Origin of the sequence: Cohnella luojiensis (genome assembly GCF_004564235.1) — a bacterium.
GTDB classification, from domain to species: domain Bacteria; phylum Bacillota; class Bacilli; order Paenibacillales; family Paenibacillaceae; genus Cohnella; species Cohnella luojiensis.
Genome location: NZ_SOMN01000042.1, coordinates 13,754 through 34,338 on the forward strand (window position 1 = coordinate 13,754; position 20,585 = coordinate 34,338).

14 protein-coding genes are annotated in these 20,585 nt (G+C 48.6%); 2 read left to right on the plus strand and 12 right to left on the minus strand.

Annotation, left to right across the window (positions count from 1 at the left end):
• Positions 1–36 precede the first annotated feature (36 nt).
• The 5 genes from E2980_RS21100 to zwf form a co-directional block, all read right to left on the minus strand.
• The gene (locus E2980_RS21100) at positions 37–609 is read right to left on the minus strand and encodes a TetR/AcrR family transcriptional regulator (protein ID WP_135154209.1); all 573 of its coding nucleotides are present in this window, start codon (positions 607–609) and stop codon (positions 37–39) included.
• Positions 610–726: 117 nt separating this feature from the next.
• Positions 727–2,145 carry an NADP-dependent phosphogluconate dehydrogenase gene (gene gndA, locus E2980_RS21105; protein ID WP_135154210.1) on the minus strand — a complete coding sequence of 473 codons (1,419 nt, stop codon included), beginning with the start codon at positions 2,143–2,145 and terminating at the stop codon, positions 727–729.
• Between the two features lie 51 nt (positions 2,146–2,196).
• A complete protein-coding gene (fsa, locus tag E2980_RS21110) occupies positions 2,197–2,865 on the minus strand; it encodes a fructose-6-phosphate aldolase (RefSeq protein ID WP_135154211.1) in 669 nt (222 codons plus the stop codon).
• Between the two features lie 52 nt (positions 2,866–2,917).
• Entirely contained in the window at positions 2,918–4,924 is a 2,007-nt protein-coding gene (tkt, locus tag E2980_RS21115) for a transketolase (RefSeq protein WP_135154229.1), read from the minus strand.
• Positions 4,908–6,434, minus strand: coding sequence for a glucose-6-phosphate dehydrogenase (gene zwf / locus E2980_RS21120; protein WP_135154212.1), 1,527 nt, complete (start codon positions 6,432–6,434; stop codon positions 4,908–4,910). The genes tkt and zwf overlap by 17 nt, the downstream gene beginning before the upstream one ends.
• A gap of 112 nt (positions 6,435–6,546) precedes the next feature.
• Here zwf and E2980_RS21125 point away from each other — a divergent pair, with 112 nt between their 5' ends.
• Positions 6,547–7,425 carry a LysR family transcriptional regulator gene (locus tag E2980_RS21125; RefSeq protein WP_135154213.1) on the plus strand — a complete coding sequence of 293 codons (879 nt, stop codon included), beginning with the start codon at positions 6,547–6,549 and terminating at the stop codon, positions 7,423–7,425.
• 36 nt (positions 7,426–7,461) lie between these two features.
• On the opposite strand, the gene E2980_RS21130 is transcribed toward E2980_RS21125, so the two are convergent.
• The 7 genes from E2980_RS21130 to E2980_RS21160 form a co-directional block, all read right to left on the minus strand.
• Positions 7,462–8,202 carry a DUF4386 domain-containing protein gene (locus E2980_RS21130; RefSeq protein ID WP_135154214.1) on the minus strand — a complete coding sequence of 247 codons (741 nt, stop codon included), beginning with the start codon at positions 8,200–8,202 and terminating at the stop codon, positions 7,462–7,464.
• A gap of 195 nt (positions 8,203–8,397) precedes the next feature.
• Positions 8,398–9,084, minus strand: a complete 687-nt coding sequence (locus E2980_RS21135) for a DUF4386 domain-containing protein (RefSeq protein WP_135154215.1) — start codon at positions 9,082–9,084, stop codon at positions 8,398–8,400.
• A gap of 100 nt (positions 9,085–9,184) precedes the next feature.
• The gene (locus E2980_RS21140; RefSeq protein ID WP_135154216.1) at positions 9,185–11,947 is read right to left on the minus strand and encodes a winged helix-turn-helix domain-containing protein; all 2,763 of its coding nucleotides are present in this window, start codon (positions 11,945–11,947) and stop codon (positions 9,185–9,187) included.
• 52 nt (positions 11,948–11,999) lie between these two features.
• A complete protein-coding gene (metE, locus tag E2980_RS21145; protein ID WP_135154217.1) occupies positions 12,000–14,279 on the minus strand; it encodes a 5-methyltetrahydropteroyltriglutamate--homocysteine S-methyltransferase in 2,280 nt (759 codons plus the stop codon).
• A gap of 110 nt (positions 14,280–14,389) precedes the next feature.
• Positions 14,390–15,292: a LysR family transcriptional regulator gene (locus E2980_RS21150; protein WP_135154218.1), complete on the minus strand. Its 903-nt coding sequence runs from the start codon at positions 15,290–15,292 to the stop codon at positions 14,390–14,392.
• Between the two features lie 120 nt (positions 15,293–15,412).
• Positions 15,413–19,381 (minus strand): discoidin domain-containing protein, encoded by a 3,969-nt coding sequence (locus tag E2980_RS21155; protein ID WP_135154219.1) that lies wholly within the window; start codon positions 19,379–19,381, stop codon positions 15,413–15,415.
• Positions 19,382–19,684: 303 nt separating this feature from the next.
• Positions 19,685–20,140 (minus strand): GNAT family N-acetyltransferase, encoded by a 456-nt coding sequence (locus E2980_RS21160; protein WP_135154220.1) that lies wholly within the window; start codon positions 20,138–20,140, stop codon positions 19,685–19,687.
• 209 nt (positions 20,141–20,349) lie between these two features.
• Between E2980_RS21160 and E2980_RS25030 the strand changes: the two genes are divergently transcribed.
• Positions 20,350–20,583, plus strand: a complete 234-nt coding sequence (locus tag E2980_RS25030) for a hypothetical protein (protein WP_338080738.1) — start codon at positions 20,350–20,352, stop codon at positions 20,581–20,583.
• Positions 20,584–20,585: the final 2 nt, after the last annotated feature.

A 20,585-nucleotide genomic window follows, 5' to 3' on the forward strand; every position in this document is an offset into this window, starting at 1 on the left:
TAAAAGGTAGATTTTATTCGAAAAGAATATCCGCCTTTATTTAGTTAAAGCGGATATTAATCCATCGGCAATCATGTCAAACCTACTTAAATCCCGAAAACTTCTTGCAAGTAATTGCGCACCTTGCAGCGAAGCAAGAAATTGATGGGCTTGCACATTCGCGGCACCTTCAAAGTTTAGATGCCCTTCACGCCGCCCCTGATCCAACACTTGTTCCAACCATTCTAGATTAGCATTGAACAACTGAGCTAATCCTTCTTGAACTTTACCTGATAAAGTAGCAAGGTCAGTAGCAAGCATGACACCCATACAAGTACAATAATTTTGAACAGGAGCACTGTAAATTAAAGTGAATTTGCGTAGTTTTTCCAAACTGTCCCGTGTCTCGGTTTCGATTTGAGCAGTCGCAGAAATAAAATTTCTGTGGTATCGCGCAATTAGAGCTTCTCCTAAATCCTCCTTGTTAGGGAAATAGTAATGAATACTGGCTGTACGAATCCCTACTTTTTCTGCAATGTGCGCATAGCTGAAACCGTTAAACCCGAATTCCTGAACAATCGACTGAGCAGTATCCAAAATAGTCTCTGCAGTATTTTTGGTTTTGTTCATGTTGCCATTCTACCTTTTAGTAGATAGTGTGTCAACCAGTATATTTACAATAAAAAAGAGCAGCAAATACAAATTCGTATTTGACTGCTCTGTTTATCACACTAATATTTTATTATGTTAATTGTTATTTTCCATCCATTGAAAATGGAAGCTTCCCTTTTGATCAAGCCGCTCGAACGTATGCGCCCCGAAATAATCCCGTTGCGCTTGCAGTAAATTTGCCGGCAATCTCTCCGTACGATAGCTGTCGTAATATGCTAAAGCGGAAGCAAAGGCGGGAACCGGAATCCCCCTGGTTACGGCAATCGATATGACTTTTCTCCAAGCATCCTGATAGTTTTTAACGATTCCGCTGAAGTATTCGTCCAATAACAGGTTTTTCAAAGCCGGGTCCCGGTCATATGCATCTTTAATATTTTGTAAAAACCTTGCGCGGATAATGCATCCCCCGCGGAAAATCATCGCAATGCTGCCGTAGTTCAAATTCCAGGCGTACTCGTCGGAAGCGGCTCTCATTTGCGCGAAGCCTTGCGCATAAGAAGCGATTTTGCTGGTATACAAAGCTTTGCGAACGGCCTCGATGAATTCTTTAGGATCTCCGTCATAGCTGGATGCCGCAGGGCCAGTCAGCCGCTTGCTTGCGGCCACGCGTTCATCCTTCATCGCGGAGATAAACCGCGCAAATACCGATTCGGTAATAATGGACAACGGAACTCCCAAATCCAGTGCGCTTTGGCTTGTCCATTTGCCCGTTCCTTTTTGCCCTGCGGAATCGAGGATGACATCCACCATCGGTTTTCCTGTAGCCGGATCCGTCTTCGCGAAAATATCGGCCGTGATTTCCATCAAATAACTATCCAGCTCGCCATTGTTCCATTCGGAGAAGATGTCGTGCAGCTCGTTTGTATTTAAGTTCAATACATCCTTGAGCAAGTGGTACGCTTCGCCAATAAGCTGCATATCGCCGTACTCGATGCCGTTGTGAACCATCTTGACATAATGGCCAGCGCCGTCTGCACCGATGTAGGTCGTACAAGGTTCGCCGTTTACTTTAGCCGAAATGGCAGTCAAGATTGGCTCTACCAGCTCATAAGCGTCTCTTTGGCCTCCCGGCATGATCGACGGGCCATTCAGCGCCCCCTCTTCCCCGCCCGAAACGCCCGCGCCGATAAAGCGGAATCCTTTTGCCTGCAGTTCTTTATTTCTTCTTTGCGTATCGGGGAAAAAGGCGTTACCGCCGTCGATTAGAATATCCCCCTGGCTTAAGTGCGGCACGAGCTGATTAATGGTATCGTCCGTCGGCGCTCCCGCTTTTACCATGATCAATATTTTACGCGGAGTTTCTAACGATTGGACGAATTCTTCGATGCTGTATGTGCCGACAAGATTCTTTCCTTGCGCTTCTGCCACAAGTTCATTCGTTTTCTCTGGCGAACGATTATATAAAGCGACCGAGAATCCTTTGCTTTCGATATTCAAGGCTAGATTTTTACCCATGACGGCCAAGCCGACCACGCCTATTTGCTGTTTTGTCAAGATAACTACCTCCCTGTCATTCCTGTCCGGTTACTTCCTTCTCCCGTATGTTTAGCTCTTGACCGCTTTTACCCAATCCGCGGCGAATTTCTCTAGCCCTTGATCCGTCAACGGATGCTTGGAGATTTGTTCGATAACGCTGAATGGCACCGTTGCGATATGAGCACCTGCCATGGCTACCCGGGTGACGTGATCGGGATGACGAACGGATGCGGCGATGATTTGGGCATCTAGATTGTGGACGCGGAACAACTCCGCGATTTTGGTTACTAATTGCACGCCGTCTTCAGATATGTCGTCCAACCGTCCAAGAAACGGCGAAACGTAAGTGGCTCCAGCCCGCGCAGCCAATAAGGCTTGGTTCACGGTGAAGATCAGGGTCACGTTCGTTTTGACGCCTTTCTTGGTTAAATACCGGCACGCTTCCAGTCCCGCCAATGTCATCGGCAGCTTGATCGTTATGTTCTTATCGCTATTGTTAATCTTGATTAGCTCTTCCGCTTGGGCAATCATATCCTGAGCCGTAATCGCATCGGGCGTGACCTCGGCGGAAACGGATTCCACTTCGGGCACTAATTTCAAAATTTCCTCGATGCGGTCCTCGAATTTCACGCCTTCTTTGGCCACCAATGACGGATTCGTCGTAACTCCGGCCAGTACCCCAACTTGATAAGCTTTTTTGATATCCGTTACATTCGCGCTGTCGATGAAAAATTTCATTTTGATTACCTCCATAAATTTAATGTAGTTAATTGACTGACTGACAATTACGTTAAGCTTTTTTTCCTTTTGATGCAAGTACTTCTTTCGATAGCCGAACGACATTTTCTACGGAGAATCCGAAATGTTCCATGACTTCGACGCCTGATCCCGAAGCGCCAAAAGTATCGATGGCGAGCACCTGTCCATGCGGACCTACATAACGTTCCCAGCCGAGTGAAATACCTGCTTCGACGGATACGCGTTCGTTAATGGCAGGCGGAAGAACGGATTCTCTGTAGGATGCCGGTTGCCGTTCAAAAAGTTCTCTGCTTGGCATAGCAACGACTCTTACTGAAATATTATCTTTCTCTAACTCGGCTTTTGCATTCACGGCCAGGGAAACTTCCGAACCGGTTCCGATCAGGATGATATCCGGCTGATTATCGGTTTCCGTTAGGACATAAGCTCCTTTGGCTACTCCTTTAACATTGGCCTTGGTTGCTTCATATATCGGCAGGTTCTGTCTGCTCAGCACCAGGGCTATCGGTCCTTCATTTTGCTGCAAGGCATACGCCCATGCGCTTGCGGTTTCGTTGGCATCGGTCGGCCGAATGACCGTAAGTCCCGGGATGGTGCGCAGCGCTGCCAGATGCTCGACGGGTTCATGCGTAGGTCCATCTTCCCCGACGGCAATAGAATCATGGGTAAATACATAAATCACGGGCAGCTTTTGAAGTGCAGCCAATCGAATTGACGGGCGCAAATAATCGCTGAATACGAAGAAGGTGCTAACGAATGGCTTTATGCCTCCATGAAGAGCCATGCCGTTGCCGGCCGCACCCATAGCATGCTCGCGGACGCCAAAGTAGATATTGCGTCCCGAATACGATTCAACGGCGAACGTTTGCTCTCCGCTGATATCCGTCATCGTCGAATGAGACAGATCGGCGCTGCCTCCAAAAATGGAAGTAACCGATTTTACGTAATGGTTGATGGCTTGACCGCTCGCTACGCGGGTCGAAATCGCTTTGGAAGCGTCGAAAATAAGAATGTCTGCCGCACCAAGCACCACGGAACCGCCAATGACTTGCTCGAGCTTTTTGCCTTGAGCGGGATACTGCGCTTTATAAGACGCGAGCAACTTTTTCCATTCTTCTTCTTTGGCCGCGCCCCTCTGTTTAAGCTGCTCGAAATGAGCTTTGACCTCTTCCGGAACGGTGAACTCCGCCTCATGCTGCCAGCCATAAGCTTCCTTGGTTGCCTTCGCTTCTTCTTTGCCGAGCGGATTGCCGTGTGCTTTGTTCGTTCCCGCTACCTTGCTGCCGTAACCGATAATCGTCCGAATTTCGATAAGCGTAGGCTGCGAAACGTTTTGCTTGGCTGCAGCGATCGCTTCGGCAATTCGCGAAACGTCATTGCCGTCCTCCACCCTTAAATATTCCCAATTCGCCGATTCCGCTCTTTTTTGCATATTTTCCCCGAAGGAAAGGTTTAGCGCCCCATCCAACGAGATGTCGTTGGAATCATATAATACGATTAATTTGCCAAGCTTCATATGCCCTGCCATGGACATCGCCTCGTAAGAGATCCCTTCCATCAAACAGCCGTCTCCGACAAGCGCATACGTATAATGGTCGATAACCGGGAAGCTGCTCTGATTGAATTTCGAGGCCAGATGAGCTTCGGCCATCGCCATCCCGACCGCCATTGCAATCCCTTGTCCCAAAGGTCCCGTAGTTGCATCTACGCCATCCGTGTGCCCGTATTCTGGATGTCCGGGCGTTTTGCTGTTCAGCTTGCGAAACTGTTTTAGATCATCAAGCGATACCTGATACCCCGACAAATGCAGGAGGCTATAGAGCAAAGCCGAACCGTGACCGGCAGACAGAACGAAGCGGTCGCGGTTAAACCACTTTGCATGGCCGGGATTGTGATTTAACAGCTTGGACCAAAGGGCGTATGCCATCGGCGCTGCTCCCATTGGCAGACCTGGATGACCGGAATTGGCGCTGTTAATGGCATCGATAGACAAGGTTCGGATCGTATCGATAGCTAATTGATCAATGGTTTGTGTGATAGGCATATTGTTCTCCTTCTTTTGTATCGATTTCTTGTTCAGGATGGGAATCGAACCACCAATGATAGCCGTCCTCCGCCAATAAAGCATCGGACTCGGCAGGCCCGTAAGTGCCTGCTGCATACGGATGAAGCGGAACCAGATTCTCTTCGAATGCTTCCAAGATGGATTGAACCCATTTCCAGGACAGTTCGACTTCGTCCCAGTGCGCGAAGAACGTGGGGTCTCCCAGCAAAGCGTCGTAAATCAAATTTTCGTAAGCTTCGGGAACATCGTCTTGTTTCGCATGAAAGTCGATAAGAATGGGCTTGAATTCCTCTTTATGCAGCGGATTCCTCGAATTCAATTGAAGCGTAATGCCTTCGTTCGGACTGATTTCAAATACGAGAAGATTCGGAACTTGACTATTCTCCATTGTCGAGTCGGACTGCTTTAACGGTCCTTTGAACTCGATCACGATCCGCGTCGATTTCTCCTTCATTCTTTTGCCGGTTCGGATATAGAAAGGAACTCCCCGCCAGAAGAAATCATCGATCTGCAATCTAGCTGCAATAAACGTATCGTTCATGGAGGTATCGGCAATACCCGGTTCGGAAGTATAGTCGATTACCGGCTTTCCTTGTATGGTTCCTGCTTTATACTGCCCCCGGACAACGTTGGCGCTAACAGCCTGTTTATCCAGCGGCTCGAGGGCTTCCATGACCTTTTTCTTCTTAAAACGCACATTCTCGGAGGTACTGTCGCTCGGAAGGTGAATCGCGAGCATCATAAGCAATTGCAGCATATGGTTTTGGAACATGTCTCTTACGGCGCCTACATGATCGTAATAACCCGCTCTTTCTTCAACGCCGACCGTCTCGTTTGCCGTAATCTGAACGTTGGCGATATAACGATTGGTCCACAATGCCCGAAGAATCGGATTGGTCTGCTGCAGAACCTCAAGCTTCTGCACCATCGGCTTGCCGAGATAATGATCGATTCGGAAAATTTCATGTTCCGCGAACGATTTGCTCAGCTTCCGATTCAAATCCCTTGCGGATTGCAAATCATGTCCGAATGGCTTCTCAATCACCAGACGCTTCCAGCCATTTGCGGAACCAAGGCCGCTTTCTTGGATGTTAGCTGCGATCGTTTCAAAAAATTCGGGTCCGACGGATAAATAAAACATGCGATTCGGCGAAATTCGAAGCTCATCTTCCCGCTCTTCAATCTGCTGCAACAGCTTCCTGTAGTCTTCTTTACGGTTTACATCCAGAACGCGGTAACGTAATGCACGCAAGAAATTATTGATTAAAACGGGATCTTCCGCTTCGCGTCTGGAAAACATACGGAGAGATTGCTCGACGTTTGCCTGAAAGGTTTCATCGGACAGTTCTCTTCTTCCCAGACCGATTAAGGAGAAGTTCGGCGGCAGCTTCTGATCGATAAACAAATTATACAAGGCGGGGTAAATTTTCCTTTTGGCTAAATCCCCCGTCGCTCCGAATAAAACAAAAGTGGTTGGCTCCATTTTTCCATCTCCTTCCGGCAGAACTCTGGTTTCTCTTTCGTAATTCCACTATAATACGAATATCATCCATACAAGTAATTAATATATTTCACAGGAGCTATAGACCACGTCTATGACTAATAATTACGAATTGTATAAGGTTTTCTATTGGGCCGCGAAGACAGGCAGCTTGACGCAGGCTGCCAAAGCCTTGTTCCTCACTCAACCGAGCGTCAGCCACGCTATCAAGCAGTTGGAAGACAGCTTCGGCATCACTTTGTTTTACCGGAATTCCAAAGGCGTTGCGCTGACGCAAGAGGGTACCATCCTATATTCCTACATTGAGAAATCTCAGATCTTAATTTCGCTGGCCGAAGAAAAAATGGCCGCGCTTAAAAATCTGGACAGCGGCGAGCTGCGGATCGGCGGAAGCGATTCGCTGTTCAAGCATTATTTGCTTCCGTACTTGGAAGACTTTCATAAGCGGCATCCCGGCATCAGACTTCACCTCAATCACGGAACAACACCGGAAATCATTGCTTTCTTAAAAGAAGGAAGAATTGATTTGGGCGTGGTTCGCATGCCTATCGTCGATTCCCAGCTTGATGTAAGGGAGAGTATCCAGTTGCAGGATTGCTTTGTAGCGGGGGCCCGTTATGCCGAGCTTAAGGACGTGGTTCTATCTCTGGATATGCTGCTTCAGTACCCCGTCATCCTATTCTCACGCAATAGTCGGGCTCGAATGGCCATTACGGAATTATTTCAAAGCTACGGCCATAAACTCAAACCTGAAATCGAGGTCGGAAGCGTAGACCTTCTCATTGAGTTTGCGCGGAAAGGACTCGGAATCTCTTATGTAACCAGAGAATTCGTTTCGAAAGAGCTGGATGAGGGAGCCCTCTTCGAGATTCAATTAGACGTGCGGATACCGCCCTCTCACGTGGGGATTATGACTATGCGCAACATGCCGCTTTCCAGTACGGCAAGCAGGTTTATTGAGCTGGTTCGATAAACAAATCTAAAGACCGCCAGTTAATTCCGGCGGTCTTCATCTTATTCTATACGATTCGCTATTCAAGGTAAGAAGGTTCGAGCGGCCTTTAAACAAAAGCCAAAAGGCTAAAAACAATTCCCCAATAACTCCAGGCACGGCAACTATAAGTAAAAATATAGCTTCGTAGTCGGTGTAGTTGGATAAAAGAAAATGCGCAAAACTATCTATTAGATAGCCAAAGCATGCAACCATCAACACGACGCCAAGAATTCTGGGCATGTAGCCTGACTTGAATGCTAAATAACCAACGACTAACAAATGTAAGCCGAAAAATATTAATCCAATAAGCCATATATTGCTGAAAGCATTGATAGATAACATCACCTGAGCGTGTAACTCATCTGTTTCAAATACCGTCAAGTAGTCAGCACCACTTAAAAGTTCCAATACATTTAAAAAATGATATATGGCGATTCCAAAAATAGCGGTATATATCAACCTCAGCCAAGCCGCCAACAATGAAAGATTCTTATTTACTGGTATGAGTATAATATAAAGTGCCCAGGCTACGACAACATCAAGAAGAAGCACGATTATAAAGCTGATAATTCCGCTGCGGAATAACAAGTCATTGGCAATGATGTTATTTGCAGTTGTTGCTGCATCTCCCGGTATAATAAGACCCTCGAGAACAAAAAAATTAGCGAACATTGCATGCATTGCCATGAGCAGTAATCCAAACCCTGCGACTTTTGCAAAAATACGCGGTGATGTTTCGGTGATGCGGTTTGTCATTTAAATTCCTCCAAATTGTTGGGATTGTCCGTTAATCTTTACTTTAAGTAATATATTATATACATAACGTAATATCAACGTTACTTATTGTCAAGTATTTTTTACATCATAAATCGAATCGATAAATTTACACAACAAAAAGACGACCCTCTTCAGTTTTGAGGCGTCGTCTTTTTGTCCCTGCTGACCGAAAACTTAACTTTCTTTTACAGCTCTAGAATCTACTGTCGTTAAATTAAAACCTTTTACTATCAGCCATATTGGAAAAATGATTTCAAATAATGCCCCTGGCAGATACAGGATCATTCCTATATCAATACCGTTAATCGCTAAACAGCTGCTTGCCAACAAAGCTGCATATCCAATAAGACCAATGATTGATATAAACCGTGGAATAAGCTTCGATTTATATAATAGATAATTAAACAAAAGACTACCCAGGCTAAGAACTAACATAGCCATTTCAAAGGCTATTTCTTGCCCTTTTATCGCTAAAGTCCCCATAGTTTGAAAGTATAAGCCACCCGTATCTCCAGCGGATATATATTCTTTACTTAACGTTAATAATAATAACGGGCTTATTAAACTTACGATAAGAAGTGCAGACTCTATAATCCTGGAACCAAAGTACCCTAGTGCTATACCTTCATCATGTTGCTTTAAGATTGGAAACATCAACATTGCAATACCAACGACTGCCGCGGAATTAATTAGCTCAAAGAACATTCCTGCTATTACTTTCATTCTGTTTGGATAGAGATTGTTAAGATAGTCTGGATTGTTTAGAACGGATTCCAAAAGCCCGCTTCCTATCATGAATGCAGCCGTCGCAATTAGAAATAATGCTCCAACAATTCTTGCCGTTTTTTTGTTTGCGTTCATTTTTTTCTCCTTTTCTTGGTCTATACTACATTGGCTCACAAGAATCATACCTATGACACGGTTTTAAGAATAGCTACTTAAGTACTGTTGGGGGTATTGTCTACAACAGACCCAATTCGCGGGCGCGTGCTACAGCTTCGGTGCGCCTTTGAACCTCAAGCTTGCCGAAGATACTCTGATTGTGCCCTTTAACCGAACTCAAGGCGAGGTAAAGCCGATCGCTAATCTCGCGATTCGAGAGTCCTTGGGCTATGAGTTGAAGTATTTCTATCTCTCGCACACTCAATGGCTCGATGAGGGGCTGGGTGGATAAGACCGAACTCTCATCTTCAAATACAGCGAGAAGCTTTCTTATATAGTCCGGCATAATCCCAAGAGCAGCTGCATCAGTTAATAGCCACGCCATAGGAATTCCTTCGTCGACAAAGATACGGATAAAGCCATCCGGCTCCGCAAGCGCCAGTGCGTCACTCAGCATCTGCGCAGTCTTAGCCTGTTCTCCATGCGCATGGTATACTACCGCCAATAGAACCACGACCTTAAGCCGTTCATCCTTCCAATTCTTTTCCTCCACCAGCAGACGTAATGGCTCCAGCACCGCCAGTGCTTTTGATGTATCTCCCAGGGCCAGATGTACCTTGGCCTGACTGATGGGGAGTTCGTGCGTCTGAGCCAGATGAGCGGCTGCCACCAGATCGCCCTTGCGAAGCAATGTAAGCACTTGTACGGCAGCAACCTCAGGCATCCGATACACGTAGTTATGCTGGCGCATGAGCTGAGCGGTCTTAGCTAAAACAGCCTCCGCGCCGGCAACATCTCCCTGGGCAAGTTTCAGGCGGGCGAGAAACACCTCGCAGGCAACTACTCTGTCCGTGTTCTCGATCTGCCGCGCTAGTTGCACGCTCTGTTGCCCGTGCCGCTCAGCTTCATCCAGATCATTCCATTCGTAGCATACACGGGCAAGACCAAGATACGCTTCGCTGGCAACCTGCAACGGCAGATCACCCACCAACTGCAGAACACGCCTGTAGCTCTGGGCAGCCAGGTAGAGCTGATTATCTGCTTCTTCTAAATTGCCCAGGCCGATTGTAGCCACTATGGAGATGATGTTATTCCCCATCGCCTGGCCAATAGATATGGCTTCTGTATAAGCTTGACTGGAAGCGGTACGGTCTCCTTGAAGCTGGTAGGCAACCCCCAGCATCCAGGTAGCAGCAGTGCGTACGGGCAGGTTGTCTGGGTGCAGATATTCCAGGGCGCGGCGCGACTGGACAATGATGGTTTCTACCTGGTGCTGATTAACAGACAACGTGGCTTGCATGGGGGCAATAAGCCCTACAAGGTCGTTGGTTTTGTCGTCTTGCACGGTGCCCTGCAGGGCTGCTTCGGCAGCTTGCAGGTTCTGTACCTCGCCGGTCTGTTGGCCGGCAATCACTAACGAAGCCAACGTGGCCCGCGTGGCGGCAATAAGTCCTATAAGATCTTTGGTCTTGTCGTCCGGCTCAGTGCCTTGCAGGGCTGCTTCGGCAGCTTGTAATTTCTGTTCGATGCTGGTTGGTTGGCCGGCAATCACTAATACCGAGGCGAACATCACCCACAACGAGGGCCTGGAATCCAGTACCGTCGTTGGTAGTGACTCCAGCCAGGCAAGTACAGATGCCACCGCGCCGCGAAGGTGCAGGGGCATCCCCTCTCCTACAACCAGCCGCGCGGCACGCTCCACATCATTGGCGGCAACAGCATGGTGAAAAGCTTCAATCTCCAGGCCATTGTCTCCATACCATACGCTGGCACGTTTGTGTAATTCGGCCACGTCTCTCCCCTCGTTCCCTGTAGACGAGGCGGTGCTCTGGTGCAGTCGCTGCCGAAGCAAATCGGCAAAGAGATGGTGATAGCGGTACCAACGCCGATCGTTGTCCAGGGGGACGATGAACAGGTTGGCGCGTTCGAGATATTTAAGCGTTTCTTGCCCGGATGATGAGGGGTCGAGCAGAACGGCATCGCAAAGAGGTCCGCACAGACGGTCGAGGATAGATGTGCGCAACAAAAATGCTTGAATGCTTTCGGATTGCCGTTGCAGGACCTCTTCAACCAGATAGTCCAGCACGAAACGATGACTGCCGTTGAAAGATTTGATTAAGCTGGCGGCGTCTTGTTGTCCCTGCATGGAAATTGCGGCTAATTGCAGTCCGGCAATCCAGCCTTCGGTGCGGGATTCAAGCAGGGAGATTTCTTCCGTCGAAAGGTTTAGGCCCATCGCCTGATTGAGAAATCCGGCGGATTCGGAATGGGTAAAACGCAAGTCGGCAGCACGCAGCTCGGTTAATTGGCCCCGGACTCGTAACCGGTGCAGGGGTAAATGCGGATCCTCGCGGGTGGTGATGACCAGGTGCATCCGTGGCGGCAGGTGTTCGAGCAGAAAGGTGAGGGCATTGTCTACCGGTTTAGCATCAATAACGTGGTAGTCATCAAGGACAAGGACGAAATCGTCTGGTAAGGCGGTAATTTCATTGAGGAGAGTCGTTAGAATCAATTCGAACGGCGGCGAGTGAGGGGATTGGAGCATAAAAAATACGCCTTCTTCAATATTTACCCCAATCGTCCGCAAAGCGGCGATGAGATAAGTCAGAAAGCGTGTTGGGTCATTATCCCCTTCGTCCAGCGATAGCCAAGCGACCGGTCGTTCGCAACCGGCGAGCCATTCGCTGACCAAAGTGGTTTTACCAAAGCCGGCGGAAGCTGAGATAAGGGTCAGCTTCCGGTTCAAACCCTCGTTCAACCGCCCGTTCAGGCGTGGGCGAAGGACAACTTTAGGACGAGGCGCGGGAATATATAGTTTAGTGGATAATATTGGCATAGTCATAGTTTAATTATAACACCATTTATCTCCGCTCAACTACCCTTACAACACGTTTTTACTGATGCTTCGCGCGAGCGATCTGCGTCGCTTTAACCATGTTGCGCAGGGAATCGATCGTTTCTTCGAATCCGCGGGTTTTGAGTCCGCAGTCCGGATTGATCCAGAAAAGCTTCGGATCCAGCACGCGCAAGACACGTTCGATCATATTAGACATTTCCTCCACTCTCGGAATACGTGGACTGTGAATATCGTAAACGCCTAATCCGATGCCCAGCTTGTAAGTGTTCAACTCGAAGCTTTGAATCAGTTCGCCATGACTGCGAGATGTTTCGATCGAAATCACGTCCGCATCCATCGCTTCAATCGAATCGATCATGTCGTGGAACTCGCAATAACACATATGCGTATGAATTTGCGTCGTGTCCTGTACCGTGCAAGTAGTCATGCGGAACGCTTTGACCGCCCATGCCAGGTAGTTCGCTTGTTCTTGTTCCTTAAGCGGAAGCCCTTCGCGAACCGCAGGCTCATCCACTTGAATCATCCCGATGCCTGCTTGTTCGAGCGCCTCTACTTCTTGTCTAAGCGCATAAGCCAGTTGGTAGGCGATTTGTTCTCGGGTGATGTCCTCGCGGACGAAAGACCAGTTCATGATCGTAATCGGTCCGGTTAGCATTCCTTTAACGGGAAGTTCGGTCTTCGACTGGGCATACTTCGTTTCCTCAACGGTCATCGCTTCATTGAAAGCGACATCCCCGAATATTATCGGAGGTTTAACGCAGCGGGATCCGTACGATTGTACCCATCCGTTCTGCGTGAACGCGAACCCGGCAAGCTTCTCCCCGAAAAATTCGACCATGTCCGTTCGTTCGAATTCGCCATGGACGAGGACATCCAATCCGATCTCTTCCTGCAGCTTCACCCAGAGATCGATTTGCTCTCGGATGAAGCCGGCATATTGCTCATTGGTCCATTCACCCTTACGCCAAAGTTGTCGAGCCTTACGCACCTCAGCCGATTGAGGGAAGCTGCCGATGGTCGTCGTAGGAAATAGCGGCAATTGCCATTTATTTTGTTGAATAAGATGACGCTCGGAAAATGGAAGATGGCGTTCCGGGTTTTGCGCGCTAATGGATGCGACGGCTTGCTGAACGTCGTTACGATTCCGCTCGCCAGATCGCTTGAGCGCCTGAAGGGCACTCTCGCATTTTTCCAGCTCGTCTACGATGATGGCCTCACCGGAAGAAACTGCTTTCGTCAGTAGGATAACCTCTTCCAGCTTCTCATCGGCGAATGCGAGAGCACCCTTGAGTTCGGTTAAGAGACTCGCCTCATTGTTCACCGTGACCGGAACATGGAGCAAGCTGCATGACGTCTGCACGATTAACCGATCGGACGTTACGAATTCAGCTACCTCTTCCAGCAGATCTAGTTTCTCTCGCAGCGATGCCTTCCAGATTCCGCGGCCATCGATGACTCCGGCACCCAAAACCTTGTCCGCAGGAAAACCTAATTCTTTAATCGACGTTAAATTGCCGGACAACCCATGCACGAAATCAAGCCCTATTCCTTGAACGGGCAGCGCGACGATGTCGCTGTAGTTCTCTACCGATTCAAAATAAGTTTGCAGCATGATGTTAAGGTTGGGCACCGATGCTGCAAACGTCTCGTAAATTGTCTTTAGTCGCCGGAGATCGTCCGCGCTTATTGCCGTTACAAGAATCGGTTCGTCTATTTGTACCCATTGAACTCCTTCGCTCGCAAGTTCCTGAAGAATCCGTACATAGAGCGGCAGCAAGCGTTCCAGCCATGTATCCGTCTCCGATGCCTTATATCCTTTGGACAATTTCAGGAAGGTTAGCGGCCCTACGATAACTGGCTTTCCCTCGATCCCGAGCTTTTCCTTTGCTTCTCGATAGGCAATAAGGGGTCTATTTTCGGTGATGGCAGGTAGCGATCCATCCAGTTCAGGAACGATATAGTGATAGTTGGTATTAAACCACTTGGTCATTTCGCTAGCTGTTGCATCCTTCGTACCCCGGGCAATCCCATAATACACGGACAAGGGAACCACGCCGCCCTTATAGGAGAAGCGTTTCGGAATGATTCCGAACATCGCGGCGGTATCAAGAACATGATCGTAATAACTGAAATCATTTACCGGGATACAGTCTATGCCCTTCTCCCGCTGCTTACGCAAATGATTCAAACGGATCTCCTGCAACTGACCGTGAAACTCCGATTCCTCGAGCTTGCCGGCCCAGAACGCTTCGAGCGCCTTCTTCCATTCGCGATCCGCGCCGATACGCGGGTAGCCCAATACACTGCTTTTCGCCATCTTGTAACACTCCTATATGAATTGTTACAAGAAAGATATCACGTAATCGCAGATATAGCGTAACTGGAATAAACTATATCCAGATATAGCCAATGGCTATATCTGAGTGTTTATTGGGCTATCGCTTGCATAAGCGCTTCTATATAAGCCGTTCCTAGCTTGGATAATGACGCGTTTCTATGGGAAATCCAACCGACATTGATCGTTTCTCCGCAATCCAAAGGAACGGGGATAATTTCATTGCCATTCAAATCGGCGCTTAGCACCCCTGTTGATATGGTATATCCATTCAATCCGATCAATAAATTGAAAAGCGTTGCCCTGTCATTTACTCGGATGCTTTTCTTATGCGACATCGTACTGAGAATCTCTTCCGAGAAATGAAAGGAATTATAATCGCCTTGATCAAAAAACAGATAAGGATAATTCTGGAGCTGGTCAATGGTCACGATCGATTGAACGGCCAATGGGTTCTTGCTGCTTATGAAAATATGCGGCTTAGCCGTAAATAAGCTGGTGAATTGCAAATTCGCGGTTTTAAGCAACTTGTTGATGACTTTCCCATTGAACTCGTTAACATATAAGACCCCGATCTCGCTGCGCAAACTTTTGACATCTTCGATAATTTCATAGGTTTTGGTCTCTCGCAAAGTTAACTCATATTCATCCTGGCCATACTCCCGAACTAGACTCACGAATGCATTCACCGCGAAAGCATAATGCTGAGTAGAAACCGAAAAATGCTGCGGGGAAGGCTTAGCATTCAGATACCGGCTTTCCAACAATTCTGCCTGCTCGACGACCTGTCGCGCATAGCTTAAGAATTCGACGCCCTCTTTAGAAAGCGAGATCCCTTTATTGGATCTTTCAAAAATCGCAAACTGCATTTCTTCCTCTAGATCCTTGATCGCATTTGAAAGAGTTGGTTGAGAAATAAATAACCGCTTGGCAGCCTCGTTAATAGAACCCCGATTAGCAACTTCGATGACATACTTTAATTGTTGAAGAGTCATGAAATAATCCCCCCTCTTACATCGCACTTCTAAAAAGTATATCACGAGTGATAGCAACGCCGTCTCCAAAAAAAAAGAAGGAGTTCCTAAGAACCCCTCCATTCTATTTCCCCCGTATACTTAATTATTGATTGTTAGATTAAAACCGCTCTGGATGTAATACAAACTCGGGTAAGCGATATTGCTGGTCGTCAAGTTGTTGAACGTTGCGGAACCATTCCCGGTATAGGTGAAGATCGCCGCACCCTGATGAGGTCCCGAGAACCGCGAGGTTGTTACCCCGTCAAGACCCGTACCGTTAATGGTGATGTTGTTAAACACGATGTTTTCGAAACCTCCGCCGTATCCGAACTGGATCGCATCGCGCTGCGTGTTGATGATATTGATGTTGGTGAACGTGACGTTCTTGATGGTGTCGTTGGAAGCTTCCAGATCGATTGCGCCGCGCTCGCCATTGTACAGATCTTTACTTGTACCGCTATTGATAATGGTCGTATCCGAGAACAGAATGCCGGTGTTGTTCTGAAAATGGTATCCCGGGAACACGGTGTTCATTCGGATGCCGGAACCGCCGACGGTGTCTTTGATTACATTGTTGGTTGCCTTGTGTCCGCCTCCGCCAAAGAATGCGATACCTCCCGCACGCCAGTTATTCTCGATGGTGTTAAAGGAGAAGGTATTATTTACGCCCGCTGGCGCGCCATTGACATTACTAGTCCACACTGCAAGACCATCGTCACCGTTATTACGCACGCTGCTATTACGTACGGTCGAATTGCTCGTTCCCTGGGCGAAGTTGACACCGTCGGCAAGGTTATTCCGGATACGGCTGTTTTCAATAACCAGCCCATCGGCATAGATTGCAGGAGTATGCGCGTAGTCGCCAACCCAGAAACCGCACTCAAAGTGCTCTACCCAGATATTATGAACTTTAGAATTCACTCCGAAATTGTCCATAAAGCCTTTGTAAATAGCACCTTCGTGATAACGCGACCGTAAATTCGAATTGAGATAGATATGGCTGAAATCAAGCTTGCCTTGGACGCGGAACGAAATTCCTCCGCCCGATATATCGGGATTAGTAAACTGGATGTTCGTATGCCAGATCCCCGCACCCACGATCGTGATATCATTGATCATGCTGCTGACGGAACCGACCTTCCACATGCTGCTTAGGTGGAATGTTCCAGACGGTATATATAAGGTTTTACCGCCTGCAACCGCTGCTGATACAGCAGCATCAAAGGCTGCAAGGTCATCTTGGCCGTCGTTCGCAACAGCACCGTGATCCGTTACCGAAACCGAGTTAACCGGGCGTGCGATAGCCGTAGGAACTGGCTCGATTTCGAGGAAGTCAACGCCATACTCTAAGCTATCGGCATTGGATTTCTGGATGCGGATCGTGTCGCCGGGCTGAAGAGGTGTATCCAGTTTCCAGTGCACTTCATCGAAACGGAAAAGCGGGCGTCCTCCGCTAGGGGTATCTGCGGGTTGATCGCTTGAGAAATACTGCCAGTTGTAATAAGAAGTCAACGGTACTGTCTTGACCTTGGCGCCATTCACGTAAACGTCGAGCGACCCGTTTTGTCCCATACCATCAGCCGAGTCGGGCATCGTAAATCTCATCGTTACGCCTGCGCCGCCCTCACCCTGTCTAATAGTCCATTGCAGATTGGAGCCGTTCGAGGGAAGTGCCACATAGCGCTGATCGGAAGCTTCCGAAGCTGTCAGTGCTTGGTCGAATGTCGGTGCGGTCTGCAGAGTAGCACCACCGCCGCGGGTAGCATCATCGGTATCATACCGAGTATACGGCATGCTCGCGCCACGGGGAGAATACACGACCAGGTTAGTCATAGCCGTGTTGTTTGCTTGCTTGGTCGTTACTTCGTTCGCATCTACCGCTACGGTAGTGGTTAAAGTGTAGTTGCCGTTTACAGCTGTCCATGTCCCCGGAATGGCGACGTTGACGGATGCTCCCGCAGCCAAGGTACCGCTGTACGAACCACTGAAGGTTTGGATTGTTGCACCGGCGGAATCCTTAAGAACGACAGTGATTCCATGAGAACTGCTTGCGGAAGCAATGGTTCCTTGGTTAATAAGAATCACGGAAACGCTTACCGTATTATTGGCAACCGGAGTACTAGGCGTCCATGAAGTCGTTCCTACCAAGTCGGAACTTGAAACGGGAGCGACGACGAGCGACGTTGGGTTCGTAAAGCTGTTGTTCGCATCGTTCAGTTCGATGATCGCGTTGCTCTCATCAACCTTGGCGCTGAGCGAGTATGTCGATGCGGTTTTCGTTCCGGCATCCAGTGAAACCGTTACGGAAGCACCTGCCGCCAGCGCGCCTACAGGAGCGGAGCCCGCCAGTTCATTGTTCAAGTAGAAGTTAACGGTCGACTCCGAGGAGACGGCGTTGCCATTGTTCTTAATGGTTGCGTCCAGCGTTATCGTGCTGGTTTCGACCGGAGAAGCCGGCGTCCAAGACATGCCCGTTATCGTCAGGTCAGGGTTCGGCGCAGGAGTGCCGAACACTTGGAACTCTGCGATCTGTCCGGCCGGTGCGCCTGAGTTCGAAGTGATATTCAACTCCAGGCGTTTAACCGTAGCCGTAACCGGAATCGTCACCGAGTTTCCGGAGTCCGGATTAAACGTGTACGTCTGCGACGAAACGAGATTGCCGAAGGTCGTCGTGTTCTGATCGTGGCCGAGAACTTGAATGGTTTGCGTCCGCGTGGCCCAGATTGATGCCGGGTTCAGCTTCAGAACGATAGACGTAATGTTGTGGTTCGCTCCGAGATCGAGAGTCAGCGTACTTGGATTGCCCCCGCCTTCCCAATACGTGTTGGTGTCGTTATCGTTCGCGTTTGCAGCCACGAACGATTGCGTGCTGGAGGAAGCGTTAATCGATTTGCCGATCGCGATATTGCCTCCCGGTGGAGGTGTTGGTGTTGGTGTTGGTGTTGGTGTTGGTGTTGGTGTTGGTGTTGGTGTTGGTGTTGGTGTTGGTGTTGGTGTTGGTGTTGGTGTTGGTGTTGGTGTTGGTGTTGGTGTTGGTGTTGGTGTCGGTGTTGGTGTTGGTGTCGGTGTTGGTGTTGGTGTTGGTGTCGGTGTCGGTGTTGGCGTCGGTGTTGGAGCAGTTATGTCTACCGTGATTTGGTCAAGGTTGACGTTGCCGGAATCGCCCGCGTCGTATTTATAAGCAATCGTGTTGTTGCCGGCATTGAGGTTTAACGCTTCTACCTTGGTGCTCCATGTATCCCAGTTCGCCAGGTTAGGCAGGGAGGACTGTCCTATTTTCGTGCCGTTAACGTAAATGCTTATCGTTTTGGTGCTGCCGGTCGCGTTGCCGTAATTCAGCGTCACGTTATGGCTGCCTGCTGCCGGCACGTTGACCGTGAAGGTTGTAGTCGCGCCTTGCGTCCAGTAGCCGTCGACAAAGCCCGTGCCAGAGTAGCCTGTGTGGTCCGTGTTTACTTTAGCTCCGCCGGAAAGCGCAGCGGACTCAGCTTCGTAAGTGCCCGAAGGCGGTGGCGTCGGTGTAGGCGTTGGAGTCGGAGTCGGCGTGGGACTGCTAGCTCCGTAAATTTCAAATTCGGACACCTGCGCTGCCGGCCAGCCCGTGTTGCCCGTTACGTTCAAACGAACGTAACGCGTACTGGTTGCGGTAAAATTGATCGTGACCGAGTTGCTCGCTACCGCCGGATCGAATACATAACCCGTGGAACCGACAATATCTGTGAAGGTCGAGCCGTTCGAGCTGCCTTGAACGGCGAGCGTTTGCGTACGCGCGCCCCAACTAGCGGGCAGCTTCAGCACGATCTGGTCAATGCTCGTATCCGCGCCCAGATCGACTTGAATCCATTGCGGGAACGCGTTGTTCGTGCTTTCCCAATATGTGGCTTGATTGCTGTCTTTCACGTTGTCCGGGGCGTAGGTTTGAGATTGGCCGCTCGCCGTTACGCTTTTGCCAAGCGTCAGGTTCGGTCCTCCGGCCGCAGAAGCGGGAGCGAAAGGCCCGAGTGCCAGGAACAAACTTGAGACCAGCATGGTTACAATTAGAGACCATGAAACACACTTGTTGCGCATTATATTCCTCCTCATAAATGTATTGGTGCGGGTGTGAACCTCCGAATGTGCAAAAATGATAGCGGTTACAGGTTAAAGCGTCTCGCTTTCTAGGACTTTCCGTACCTCCTGTTCGTTCTCACCCTCCTTTCCGATCTTGGAATTGCAGGTGAGCCTCCTTTCAATGTAAATACACCCTCATTATAGAAACAGAGCAGCCTTAGATATAAGAGGCAATCCTACGGAAAACGTATGCGATTCCAAGATAGTAACAAAAAAAGCCTGAGATTTACGCAGACTTCATTCGGCACACAAAAAATGAACTCATATTTCCTTTGTCATAAATACACTATTCGGGTCCTCTATGTAATCCGAAAACGGCTTACAATTTTGAAACCCAAAACTTGCATATAGTCTTTTAGCTGGTTCGAAAGCAGCCATTGAGCCCGTCTCCAAACTTAGCCGCCGATAGCCGCGTCGCTTGGCTTCTTCAATGATGTGTTCAAGAAGCCGCTTTGCGACACCTTTTCTTAAGTGTAATGAAGAAGTTCGCATTGATTTTATCTCTCCATGTTGATCATCGAGTTCCTTAAGCGCTCCGCATCCTAGTAACTCATCTTGTTCCCATGCGCTCCAGAATGTGATTTCCGGTTTTTTCAAACCCTCAAGATTTAGTGCATGAACACTTTCCGGAGGGGAATGCATGGCCATGCCTTGAAGATGTTCCCCTATTAATTCAATCACTTGGGAGCCCGTTAAATCATCAATTCTAATTTCCAACAAAAACACTCCATTTCTCGCCCTGTTTGAATTGGCGATTTTTTTGTTTATAAACAAATTATCACAATTTGTAACGCGAGGGATACACTTGAAATGATTTAGAATGGTTTATTTCTCTCTGGGCAATACTTTTTTTCATACGAAAGGCTAATAAGGGCGTGCCGAATATCCAATCCGGCACGCCTCTTCTTGAAAGGAGATACCTATAGATGGAATTATTCATAATGATTCTGGTTCTCCTTGCCCTGATCGGCGTATCCAATGTCATTAATCGCCAGCTTCCATCCCTGCCCGTTCCCCTGATTCAGATCGCGCTGGGCAGTGCCATAACCTTTCTTCCGTCCGGCGTTCATTTGCCGCTGGAGCCGGAGCTTTTCTTTCTGTTATTTATCGCACCGCTTCTTTATAACGATGGCAAACATACGCCCCGCAGCGAGCTCTAGCG